This window comes from Caballeronia sp. GACF4, assembly GCF_023631025.1.
GTDB lineage: Bacteria > Pseudomonadota > Gammaproteobacteria > Burkholderiales > Burkholderiaceae > Caballeronia.
Map to the genome: position 1 here is coordinate 617,176 of NZ_JALQDW010000018.1, position 11,875 is coordinate 629,050.

An 11,875-nucleotide genomic window follows, 5' to 3' on the forward strand; every position below is an offset into this window, starting at 1 on the left:
CGACGGGTATATCGTAACCGGTGCGCGCCCGCCGTCCAAGCGAACGCGGTTCAGGCGTGGCGAAGCGCGCCCTTGCGCCAGTCGTCCTGAGGTGTTATTGGCAGTACGCGTTTGTGATGCGTCGCGTCGTGAAAGCGATAGATGGTCTTGTAGACTTCGTCGGATACCCGCTTGCCTTCGAGGAAGTCGTCGATGTCTTCGTAAGAGATGCCGTAGCTGTCTTCGTCGGGCTTTTGCGGCGTGAGCGTTTCGAGATCGGCGGTGGGCACCTTCATGGCGATTTCATCGCTTGCGCCAAGCGATCTGGCAAGCGCGCGCACGCGGCGTTTGTCGAGGCCGTAAAGCGGCAGGACATCCGCGCCGCCATCGCCGTATTTGGTAAAGAAGCCCATCACGGACTCCGCCGCGTGATCCGTGCCGATCACCACGCCCACGCGCGCGCTCGCCACCGCGTATTGCGCGATCATCCGCTGGCGCGCCTTGATGTTGCCGAGCACGAAGTCCTCGTGCTTCTCGTCCATGTAGCGCGCGCCCGAGAGGTTGAGCGAAGCGAGCATGGCGTCGGCTGCGGGCTTTACGTTGACCACGAGCGTCTCGTCGGGCCGGATGAACGCAAGCGCGCGCTGGGCGTCGGCTTCGTCGCGCTGCTCACCGTAAGGAAGGCGCATGGCGATGAAACGCGCATTGGCGCCGCGCGCGCGCAAGCGTTCGACCGCGAGTTGCGCAAGACGCCCCGCCGTCGACGAATCCACGCCGCCGCTGATGCCGAGCACATAGGTCTTGAGCTTCTGCGCTTCCAGATAGTCGGCGAGAAACGCGATGCGGAATTCGGTTTCGGCGGCTTCATCGAACGACGGCGAAACCTTGAGTTCCTCGATGATCGATTGCTGTCGCGCGGCGTAATCGGAATCGTTGGTCATATTCGCGGCCCGGAAAGTTTTCTGTCCTGCTGTCCCTTTGGAACACGCGCTCATGCGCCCGGCTCCGCCTTGAGTTTTATCACATCGGCACGCGTTTGACGGGCTTACGCAAGCGCTTTTAACGACTATGCTTGAACGACAAGTAAGCAGCCCGCAGCACCCATTGCCATGGATTCCGTCTTCAAAAGCCGTCGCGACGCAGGCCGTGTACTGGCCGCGTATCTTCGCGACTATGCCGACCGCGACGATGTCACCGTGCTCGCGCTGCCTCGCGGCGGCGTGCCGGTCGCCTTCGAAGTCGCGGATGCCTTGCGCGCCGCACTCGACGTGCTGGTCGTGCGCAAGCTCGGCGTGCCCGTGCAGCCCGAACTCGCGATGGGCGCCATCGCGTCCGGCAATGCCTTCTATCTGGACGAACGCATAGTCGCCGCCGCCGGCGTCACCGAAGACGCGCTCGACGGCGTGATCGCCCAGGAGCGCGCCGAACTCGAGCGGCGCGAGACGCTTTATCGCGGCGAACGGCCGCCGCTCGATATGAATGGACGCGTGGCGATCATCATCGATGACGGCCTTGCCACCGGCGCGACCATGAAGGCGGCGGCGCTGTCGTTACGTCATGCGGGCGCCGCACGGCCCGCGCGCATCGTGGCGGCGTTGCCCGTCGCGCCACTGAGATCGGAAGCGCGTTTCGAGGAGGCCGTCGACGACTTCGTGTGTGTGCTGCGTCCGCCGCACTTTTTAGGCGTCGGCCAGTTCTACGCCGATTTCGATCAAACCAGCGACGACGAAGTGCGCGCCCTGCTCGCCGCCGCGCGCTCAACGTAACCAGGGCGCATCGCTCACTTCCGCACTGAGTTCGTACTTCGCACGCGCCTGTGCGAGTACGGAGCGGTCGACGGTTCCGTCATCGGCAAGCGCCTTGAGCGCCGCGATCACGATAGCCACGCGGTCCACTTCGAAGAACGCGCGCAACGCCTGGCGCGTATCGCTGCGGCCGAAGCCGTCCGTGCCGAGCGTCACGTAACGGCGCGGCACGTAAGCACGGATGAGTTCTGGCACGGCGCGCACGTAATCGGTGGCCGCGATCACGGGTCCATTGGATGCCGCGAGCGCGCGCGTGACGTAGGGCTCGAGCGCGTTGTCCTCGACATCGGAAAGGCGTGCAATGCGTTCGGCCGACGCGCCATCGCGGTGCAACTCGGTATAGCTCGTCACGCTCCACACGGCGGCTTCTATGTTCCAGTCGTCCTTGAGCATGGTGCGCGCGGCGATGGCTTCGTTGAGGATCGCGCCGGAGCCCAGCAACTGGACCTGCGCCGCGCTTTCTTTACCGCCGATGCAATACATGCCGCGCAGGATGCCGGCTCGCGTCGCGTCGTCGAGCGCGTCGTTGGGCGCGGACGGTTGCGCGTAGTTTTCGTTCGTCACGGTGACGTAGTAGAAGACGTCGTTTTGCCGGACCATCATTTCCTGCATGCCTTCATCGACGATCGCGGCGACTTCGTAGGCGAACGCGGGATCGTAGGCGCGGCAGTTCGGAATGGTCGATGCGCTGAGATGGCTCGTACCGTCCTGATGCTGCAAGCCTTCGCCGCCGAGCGTCGTGCGCCCCGCCGTCGCGCCGATGAGAAAGCCGCGCGAACGCTGATCCGCCGCGGCGAAGATGATGTCGCCAATGCGCTGAAAACCGAACATCGAGTAGTAGATGTAGAACGGCAGCATCGGCAGATCGTGCACGCTGTAGGACGTCGCCGCCGCGATCCATGACGAGATCGCGCCCGCCTCCGAAATACCTTCCTCGAGAATCTGCCCGCGCGTGTCTTCGCGGTAATAAAGCATCGAGCCCATGTCTTCCGGCTCGTACAACTGCCCGAGCGGCGAATAGATGCCAACCTGCCTAAAAAGGTTCGCCATGCCGAACGTGCGCGCTTCGTCGGCGACCACCGGAACCACGCGCGGGCCGATCGCGGCGTCTTTCATGAGGCTTCCGAGCATGCGCACGAAGGCCATTGTCGTGGACATTTCCTTGCCCTTGGCATCGACCGCGAACTGCGCCCAGGTGTTCAACGCGGGCGGCGTGAGCGCCTGCGACGCGCGTGCGCGCCGGCGCGGCAAGTAACCGCCGAGCGCTTTACGGCGTTCGTGGAGATAGCGCATTTCCGGCGCATCGTCGGCGGGCTTGTAGAACTTGACGTGCTCGACGTCGGCATCGGACAAAGGCAGCCGAAAGCGGTCGCGGAACGCCTTCAACTCCTCGAGATCGAGCTTCTTCTGCTGATGCGTCGTCATGCGGCCCTGACCGACCGTTCCCATGCCAAAGCCCTTCATCGTCTTGGCGAGAATCACGGTCGGCTGACCTTTGTGCGCGAGCGCTTTGGCGTAGGCCGCGTGGAGTTTGCGGACATCGTGACCGCCGCGCCGCAAGCGGTCGATGTCCTCGTCCGACATATGCGCGACGAGTGACGCGAGTTCCGGGTTCTGCCCGAAGAAGCGTTCGCGGTTGTAACAGCCGTCGTTGGCGGAGAAAGTCTGGAACTGGCCGTCGACGGTATGGGCGAAGGCGCGCAGCAAGGCGCCGGTGCGGTCGCGTTCGAAGAGCGAGTCCCAGTCCGATCCCCACAGCACCTTGATGACGTTCCAGCCCGCGCCAGTGAATTGCGCTTCGAGTTCATCGACGATACGGCCGTTACTGCGGACCGGTCCATCGAGCCGCTGCAGATTGCAATTGATGACGAAGACGAGGTTGTCGAGCTGCTCGCGCGCCGCGAGCGACAGCGCGCCGATCGACTCGGGCTCGTCCATTTCGCCATCGCCGAAAAAGCCCCACACCTTGCGGCCTTCCGTTTGCAGCAGATTGCGGTTCTGCAGGTAGCGCATGAAACGCGCTTGGTAGATCGAGTTGATCGGACCGATGCCCATGGAGCCCGTGGGAAATTGCCAGAAGTCGGGCATCAGCCACGGATGCGGATACGAGCACAAGCCCGGCCCCGCGATCTCTTGCCGGTAATGGCGCAAATGGTCTTCGCTAAGAAAGCCTTCGAGATAGGCGCGCGCATAAACGCCCGGCGACGAATGCGGCTGAAAATAAACGAGATCGCCGCCGTTTTGCGTATCCGCCGCGCGGAAGAAATGATTGAAGCCGACTTCGAACAGATCCGCCGCCGACGCATAACTCGCGATATGCCCGCCAAGTTCGCCATAAGCGCGGTTGGCGCGAACCACCATGGCGAGCGCGTTCCAGCGCAGCACGGCGGCAAGGCGTTCCTCGACATCCAGGTTCCCGGGATACTGCGGCTGCTGCGCGAGCGCAATGGTATTGCGATACGGCGTGGCCCGCGCCCGCGCCGACTCCACGCCGACCGACCGCGCATGTTCGGCGAGCCGGTCGAAGAGATACTGCGCCCGCTCCTTTCCCACGTGCTTGACGACGGCATCGAGCGCGTCCAGCCATTCGGCGGTTTCGTCGGGGTCCGTGTCTTCACGGCCCTTCGCAAGAGAAAGAAGCTGGTTGGTTCCGCTCGATAAATCGGTCATGGCGCGACTCCGGGTCGTTGCGTGCGCAAAGAGAGGTTTTACACAGCATATCCAGTGCTTCGCAAAATGTGCGTCTCATTTGGCTGGCTTCGCGCTTTCCTGTAGTGTAGATATTCTTAAAAAATGCTCAATAACGGAATATTTCGACCATGAGTTCGCAGACACGGCAGCGGCTGGATCGTATCGATATCGGCATATTGAATCAGTTGCAGCAAAACGCGCGCATCACGAACGCGGAACTGGCGCGCGCGGTGAACCTTTCGGCCACGCCGTGCTTCAACCGCGTCCGCGCGCTGGAAAAAGCCGGGCTGTTTCGCCAGCACGTCACGTTGTTGAGCCCGGAAGCGCTCGGCCTCAGCATCAACGTGTTCATTCAGGTGAGTCTTGAAAAGCAGATAAAGGACGCGCTCGCGCGCTTCGAGCAAGCGATCAGCGAGCGGCCGGAGGTGATGGAGTGCTATCTGATGACGGGCGACGCCGACTATCTCTTGCGCGTCGTCTTGCCCGACGTGGCCGCGCTGGAACGCTTCATTCTCGAACGCCTGACGAAGATGCCGGGCGTGGCCAACATCCGTTCGAGCTTCGCGCTCAAGCAGGTGCGCTACAAGACGGCGTTACCGTTGCCGGCATCGGGACTGACGCTGCCTCAATCCGGCGACGACGAAGCCGAATGGACATGATCCTAACCGCTTAACTCCGTATGCAACGCCAGATACTCCTGCGCGAGCTTGTGACGCGGTTCGAAATAGATCATGGGCCGCGCGTGCTGGTGGCTCTCGCGAATCTTCACCGAGAGCGACAAGTGCGAATCCAGCACCGGCAGATTTTCGCCGCGCAATTCGTCCACGAGTTGTTGCGGCAGGCTGGCGCGCGGCTGAAACTGATTGATCACGATGCCTTCCACCATCAGTTCCGGATTGTGGTCGTGCTTGATCTCCTGCACGTTTTCGAGCACGGAATACAGCGCGCGGCGCGAGAAGTCGTCGCAATCAAAGGGAATGAGGCAGCGGTCCACGGCGATCAGCGCCGAGCGCGTGAAGAAGTTCAGCGCGGGCGGCGTGTCGATATAAACGGCGTCGTAGTTTTCGAGCCCTTTGAGCGCATCGCGCAACTTGTAGATCTTGTAGCGCGACTCGAGCTTGCTCTGCAGCGCGTCCAGGTTCGGATGCGACGGCACGATGTCGAGATTTTCGAACGGCGTCGAGTGGACGAACGAGTCGAAGGTCGGCTCGCGAAAGCTGTAACTGAGCGCGGATTCGAAAAACGTCGCCAGATTCGGGCTGGCATCCTTGGCGTCGGCGCCAAGCAAGTATTGACTCGCGTTGCCTTGCGGATCGAGGTCGATCACGAGCGTGCGCAGACCGCGCGACGCGCTGATGGCTGCCAGATTGCAGACGATGGTGGACTTGCCTACGCCACCTTTCTGATTGAAGACGACACGGCGCAGCATCAGGGATTTTTCCTCGGGATTGTGAACGGTCGTTTGCTTTCGACGGGCGGCGGAGTTTGCGGATGAAGCCTAGGCGTTGATCTTAGCGCATCGGGATTTTTGAACTCGCGCACGCGCCGCCCGAGACCGATTCGTCCTTTGCGGTAACGCGGCCTTCTCACGTCGCGCGCGATTTGCCTCTAACATGCTAGCGGACCGGGTGGCTTCGGCATACGCCTAGCTTCCCGCGCGAACGCTCCGTTGGCCGTCACAACAACTTTTGAGGAGACACGCATGACCACGATCAAGAATCTCACGGTACGAGACATTCGCTTTCCCACCTCGCGCTCGCTCGACGGCTCCGACGCGATGAACGCCGCGCCCGACTATTCGGCCGCCTATGTGATCCTCGAAACCGATACGCCGGACTTAGCCGGACATGGCCTCACCTTCACCATCGGACGCGGCACGGAAATCGTCGTCGCGGCGGTGCATGCGCTGGCGCCGCTCGTCGTCGGCAAGCGGCTCGAAGACATCGCCGCGGACATGGGCGGCTTCTGGCGAACCTTCACGGGCGATAGCCAACTTCGCTGGATCGGTCCGGACAAGGGCGCTATTCATCTCGCGACCGCGGCGGTGGTCAATGCCGTCTGGGACTTGTGGGCCAAGTCGGAAAAGAAGCCGGTGTGGAAGCTGCTCGCGGACATGAGCCCGGAAGAACTCGTGCGATGCCTCGACTTCCGCTATGTCACCGACGCGATCACGCCTTCCGAAGCGCTCGCCTTGCTCAAGCGCAATCAGGAAACGCGGGGCGAACGCGAACAGGAAATGCTCGCGCAGGGATTTCCGGCGTACACCACGTCCGCAGGATGGCTCGGTTACGACGACGACAAGATTCGCCGTTTGGCACGCGAAGGCGTTGCCGAAGGTTGGACTCACTTCAAGCAGAAAGTGGGTGGCAGTATTGACGAAGACATTCGACGCGCGCGCATTCTCCGTGAGGAGATTGGTCCGCACCGCAAACTGATGATGGATGCCAATCAGGTCTGGGAAGTGGATGAAGCCATTGCGAACATGCGCCGGCTCGCGGAGTTCGACCCATGGTGGATCGAAGAACCGACCAGCCCCGACGACGTGCTCGGTCACGCCGCCATTCGTCGCCGTGTCGCGCCGATTGGCGTTGCAACCGGCGAACATTGTCAGAACCGCGTGATCTTCAAGCAGTTGTTGCAGGCGCAGGCTATCGACTTCTGTCAGATCGACAGTTGCCGGCTAGGCGGCCTGAACGAAGTGCTCGTGGTGCTGCTGATGGCCGCGAAGGCCGGGGTGCCGGTTTGTCCGCATGCAGGTGGTGTCGGCCTCTGCGAATACGTGCAGCATATTTCGATCTTCGATTACATCTGCGTGTCGGCTTCGCTTTCTAACCGGGTGCTCGAATATGTCGATCATTTGCATGAGCATTTTCTTGATCCTGTCGTAATCAAAAACGGCCGATATATGCCGCCTCAAAAGCCGGGGTACAGCATTGAAATGCACGCGGCTACGCTTGAACGATGTGAATTCGGCAAGGGTGAGGCGTGGCGCGAGTAGTACCGCGCAGGTGGTAACCGTAGACTTAAAGCATTACAGCAAGGGCGCACTCATGCGCAGCCCTTGCTGCGTCACAACCAGAGGCTTTAAGCGTTAAAGCTTATGCCGTGATCGTGATGTTGACCGTCGAGGTCGAGCTGGACGACGTCGAGCCCTTAGAGTCGCCGCCGGCGATGTTGGAGTACACGAGTGCTGCGCGATCGATCTTTTGCATGATATTTCCTTGATACAGATATGAACAAAACAACTACGAGATGATTAAGCCGACTTGATCCAATGTGCAGTTTGTCCCGCTGTTGCTACAAGCTGCGACATTGGTTTCGCGAGGCTCAGTACTTATTGGCCGCTGCTAATGTTGATGGTCACCGAGGTGCTCGACGACGAATCAGCCCCACCCTTGGCGGCGCCGCCAGCGATGTTGGCCTGAACGAGCATGGCGCGATCGATCTTTTGCATTTTTATACCTCTTAAAACACAAGATTAAAAGTAATCATCCATTGGAAAATCGCGGGACACTAAAGTGATCCGATATCTTCTGAAATAGATGAATTCTTACTTGCCCCAACATTTAATCTTGAGTTGCAAACTCAGTTCAAATGTTGGTGAACAAGTTAAGGAAATTTTATAGAGTCAACCGGCAAAAAGACACACCGAATAATCCTAACAATTCGATTTTCTCGATTTATTTGCTTTGAAGATTATATGACTGCGTCTTCGCATGAAGCGTTTTAATTAAATTGCTGATAGGCAATCACGATAGGCCAATGAAGCGACTTTCGAGTGCCAATGAAAAACCTCTTTCCATTACATGCGCCTTCTTGGCAAACCGTCGTGGCGCGCACTACTCAAGCACTGTCATGCGGCGCGTTGCGTTCCTTCGATACCGTGCAGCGCGTCATTGAAGACGGCGGCGTGCGTTTTCTCGTCCGGCAAGTCGCGAATCTCGCCCGGAAGGAAGAACACTCGAAGCTCGCCGCCAAATCCATCGCCGATGCCGCGAGCCCGTGGCGCGATCCCTTTTCGCCGTGCGAGGAAGCGCTCTTCGTCGGCAATATAGGCGAGCGGCACTTTCTCTTGCTCAATAAATTCAACGTGCTCGCGCATCATCTGCTCGTCGTGACGAGCGCGTTCGAACCTCAGGAAGCGCTGCTTTGCGCCGACGACTTCGCCGCGCTCTTTGCATGCCTTGCGCAGTTCGATGGCCTGGGTTTCTATAACGGCGGCTCGGTCGCGGGATCGAGTCAGCCGCATAAGCATCTGCAGATGGTGCCGCTGCCGCTCGATGGTCACGCGTTGCCAATCGAAGCGCTCATCGAAGCGGCGCGCGGCGAAGGCGTCTTTCGTGCGCCCGGTCTTGGTTTTGCGCATGCCGCCGCGTGGCTCGACCTCGGTGTTCAAACCGGGCCGGCACGCATCCACGAAATCTATCTCGAACTACTCGATGCCATCGACGTGAAAGCGCTCGATGTCGCCAGCAGCACGCATCAATCGGCGCCTTACAACCTGCTCGTCACGCGGCGCTGGGTGCTCGTCGTGCCGCGCGGCGTGTCGCACGTCGAAGGCGTCGCGGTGAACGCGCTCGGCTTCGCGGGCTCGCTATTCGTGCGCGACGACGCACAGCGCCTGATCGTCGAATCGCTCGGCCCGATGGCCTTGGTTGCACGAGCCACGCGCTCGCCCTGAGCAACGCCATCTTGAAAAGCGCGGGCTTGCCCCGCATGTCCGCTTCCAGACGTTCATCTGGAGTCCAGCAATGGGAAGCCGACCTCAATTCATCGACGATCTTGCGCGCGGTGCGCAGGACGCCACACCTTCGCCGAACGCCCTGACGCTCGACGATACCGCTCTGCTCGATGCCTATTCGCGCACCGTGATCGGCGCGCTCGAACGCGTGCAGCAGGCGGTGGTTTTCATTTCGGTCGAGCGCGATATCGACCATAACGGCGCGCGGCGCGTGGCCGGCGGCACCGGTTCGGGCTTCATCTTCACGCCGGATGGCTATTTGCTGACCAATAGCCATGTCGTGCATGGCGCGACGCGAATCACGGTCACGCTCGCCGATGGCGGCCGCTTTCACGCCGATCTCGTCGGCGACGATCCGGGCAGCGATCTCGCAGTGCTGCGTATCGGTTCGCCGGAGCCGCTGCCGCACGTCGAACTCGGCGATTCGGGCAGCTTGCGCGTCGGGCAGATCGCCATCGCGGTCGGCAATCCGCTTGGGCTTGCGCAGACCGTCACCACGGGCGTGGTATCCGCGCTCGGGCGTTCGTTGCGCTCCACTTCAGGCCGCATGATCTACGACGTCATTCAGACGGACGCAGCGCTCAATCCCGGCAATTCGGGCGGACCACTCATCAATTCGGCGGGACAGGTGATCGGCGTCAACACGGCGATCATTTCCGGCGCGCAGGCCATTTCCTTTGCCACCGCAATCGATACGGCCAAGTGGGCGATCATGCAGATTTTCGCGCATGGCCGCGTGCGGCGCGCTTATATTGGCGTGGCGGGCACGACGACGCCCATCTCGCGGCGCGTGCAACGCTTCTTCGCGCTGACGGTGACGAGCGGCGTGCATGTGATGGAGATCGTCAAGGGCAGCCCGGCTGCGCTCGGCGGTTTGCAGGTGGGCGACCGGATCGTCGCGGTGGACGATGTCGGCGTCGATAGCGTCGATGGACTTCAACGCACGCTCGATGCGTCGCGTATCGACAAAGCAGTCAAGGTATCGGTACTGCGCAATACGCAGAAACTCGAGCTCAATGTGACGCCCGTCGAGCAACACGGCTAAACGAAGGTCCGCGGGCGGCGAACCGGCGCCGCTCGCCATGTTGCAGCTTACGGCAAGGCAAGTCTCTCTTCCCTTCAGCGCGCTCTCTCTGTGCGCAAACCCACCCAGCGTAACTGCTCGGGCCCACCGTTTGCGCTAGACACAACGACCATCGATGACTATGTGCGCCAACAGGCGGTGGTCCAGGCGGCGCTGCGGCTAAATACGCGTAGCGACCAAAGAGCAGGCGCACCCACGGTTAAACCGTCGGACGACCTGCCCCTGTCGGGGGAAGGTCCAGGTTCAAGAAACCAGGAAAGAGGATTGCCATGACCACGAACAATAAGACGTATTGCGCGCCGCGCCGCCAAGCATTTCGATGCACCGGCCAGCAACTCGATGCCATCGTGCGCTTCGCCGAAGAACGCAAGCTCGACAACCTGCCGTTGCAGTTCGTCGTCGCCGAATATTCGCGCTGTCTCGCGAAAGCCGCCTAAGGCGCGCCTTACTCGCCGTTGGTTATCACGCGTTCCTTCAGCACCCAGATGGCGGTCGGCACCGCGTAATAGGCGCTCACATTGCCGGTGACGAGCTTGCCGGTTAGACGGATGCGTGCATTCTCAGTCGGTATGGCGTCGATGACCTGCACCGTCGATACGTTCGACTGTTGCGGCGCGGCTTGTCCCGAAGCCTGGCCCAGCACGCATATGGGGCGCGCGAGCGTAAGCACCCATGCCGGCTTGGCGTCGGCTTCGGCTTGTCGTGGCGCCTGGCGTGCGGCCGTGCCTTCGAGCGTCACGACGTCGCCATCGCTATAACAAGACGCCGCGCAAACCGGACCAGCAGCAATCGCGCACAGCAGAAGCATGCATACGCGGGCATTCGCCATCATCAAACCTCGTCAAGGGCGCGTCGCGTGACGCATGAGTACCGCTCTCCAAGCCCACACACTTTATGCGATGACGCTTAGGGTCGCAACCCGGACGGTCCCGAGTATGACCGCTCGTGAGGCTTTCGATTTGTCATGCGGGAACGCCCATTGCTGCCTTCATATGAAGAATAAGTCTCGTGCACGCCGGCAAATCGAATTCGAATCAAATGCGGCATTGCATGTCCAACAATCAGTTGCTTGAGGCTTGCTCAACCGCATGCCTTTGGAGGAAGCGACGATGAATCAAGTCATAGTTGGTGTGTTCGCTTGTTATCGTGATGGGCACGAAGCACTGCGCGCCTTGCAACTTGCGGGACTGAGCCGCGACGATACGCACTTATATCGTTCAGGCCACGACGACGTCGAAATCGGTGCCTTCCCGCTTCCTGCCCACAGTGAAGACGACGCGGAATACGTCGCGCACGGTGAACATCAGGGTGTAGTCGGCGCGCACAACCGCTTCGTGCCGAACGAGCCTGCGGCGAGAAAGATCGATGATGTGCCGCGATTGCCCGAAATGCGCGAGCGCACGCTACTTGTGATCCGCATCTCGGATGACATCAAACCTGCTTCGGTCAGCGAAGTTCTGCACGAACATGGGGCCGTCGCGGTGAAAGACCCGGCGGGCCATTGGCGCTTTTCGCCCTATCGAAACGCGGCGCGCGTCTAAACCAAATCAATGTATTCGCCGATGGAGTTTCGAG

11 protein-coding genes are annotated in these 11,875 nt (G+C 60.8%); 7 read left to right on the plus strand and 4 right to left on the minus strand.

The window, feature by feature from the left end; translation table 11 throughout:
- Positions 1-50: 50 nt before the first annotated feature.
- On the minus strand, positions 51-920 hold the full coding sequence (gene nadE / locus NCR40_RS17935; RefSeq protein ID WP_250510150.1) for an NAD(+) synthase: 870 nt from the start codon (positions 918-920) through the stop codon (positions 51-53).
- A gap of 168 nt (positions 921-1,088) precedes the next feature.
- Between nadE and NCR40_RS17940 the strand changes: the two genes are divergently transcribed.
- Positions 1,089-1,745 carry a phosphoribosyltransferase gene (locus NCR40_RS17940; protein ID WP_250510151.1) on the plus strand — a complete coding sequence of 219 codons (657 nt, stop codon included), beginning with the start codon at positions 1,089-1,091 and terminating at the stop codon, positions 1,743-1,745.
- Here the strand turns inward: NCR40_RS17940 and mdeB are convergent.
- A complete protein-coding gene (mdeB, locus tag NCR40_RS17945; RefSeq protein ID WP_250510152.1) occupies positions 1,737-4,454 on the minus strand; it encodes an alpha-ketoglutarate dehydrogenase in 2,718 nt (905 codons plus the stop codon). The two genes, NCR40_RS17940 and mdeB, sit on opposite strands and share 9 nt — an antisense overlap.
- A gap of 149 nt (positions 4,455-4,603) precedes the next feature.
- Here mdeB and NCR40_RS17950 point away from each other — a divergent pair, with 149 nt between their 5' ends.
- Positions 4,604-5,134, plus strand: a complete 531-nt coding sequence (locus NCR40_RS17950) for an Lrp/AsnC family transcriptional regulator (RefSeq protein ID WP_244829445.1) — start codon at positions 4,604-4,606, stop codon at positions 5,132-5,134.
- Between the two features lie 2 nt (positions 5,135-5,136).
- Here the strand turns inward: NCR40_RS17950 and NCR40_RS17955 are convergent, their stop codons facing one another.
- Complete coding sequence (locus NCR40_RS17955; protein ID WP_250510297.1) at positions 5,137-5,901, minus strand: ParA family protein; 765 nt, start codon at positions 5,899-5,901, stop codon at positions 5,137-5,139.
- A gap of 276 nt (positions 5,902-6,177) precedes the next feature.
- Between NCR40_RS17955 and NCR40_RS17960 the strand changes: the two genes are divergently transcribed.
- From NCR40_RS17960 to NCR40_RS17975, 4 genes are all read left to right on the plus strand, one after another.
- Positions 6,178-7,473: an L-fuconate dehydratase gene (locus NCR40_RS17960; protein WP_250510153.1), complete on the plus strand. Its 1,296-nt coding sequence runs from the start codon at positions 6,178-6,180 to the stop codon at positions 7,471-7,473.
- A gap of 786 nt (positions 7,474-8,259) precedes the next feature.
- The gene (locus NCR40_RS17965) at positions 8,260-9,156 is read left to right on the plus strand and encodes an ATP adenylyltransferase family protein (protein WP_250510154.1); all 897 of its coding nucleotides are present in this window, start codon (positions 8,260-8,262) and stop codon (positions 9,154-9,156) included.
- Between the two features lie 70 nt (positions 9,157-9,226).
- Positions 9,227-10,261: a S1C family serine protease gene (locus NCR40_RS17970; RefSeq protein WP_250510155.1), complete on the plus strand. Its 1,035-nt coding sequence runs from the start codon at positions 9,227-9,229 to the stop codon at positions 10,259-10,261.
- A 308-nt stretch (positions 10,262-10,569) separates the two neighbouring features.
- On the plus strand, positions 10,570-10,737 hold the full coding sequence (locus NCR40_RS17975) for a hypothetical protein (protein ID WP_244829441.1): 168 nt from the start codon (positions 10,570-10,572) through the stop codon (positions 10,735-10,737).
- Positions 10,738-10,745: 8 nt separating this feature from the next.
- Here the strand turns inward: NCR40_RS17975 and NCR40_RS17980 are convergent, their stop codons facing one another.
- A complete protein-coding gene (locus tag NCR40_RS17980) occupies positions 10,746-11,132 on the minus strand; it encodes a hypothetical protein (RefSeq protein ID WP_250510156.1) in 387 nt (128 codons plus the stop codon).
- Between the two features lie 244 nt (positions 11,133-11,376).
- On the opposite strand from NCR40_RS17980, the gene NCR40_RS17985 reads away from it, so the two are divergent.
- The gene (locus tag NCR40_RS17985; protein WP_250510157.1) at positions 11,377-11,841 is read left to right on the plus strand and encodes a hypothetical protein; all 465 of its coding nucleotides are present in this window, start codon (positions 11,377-11,379) and stop codon (positions 11,839-11,841) included.
- The last annotated feature ends 34 nt before the right edge of the window (positions 11,842-11,875 follow it).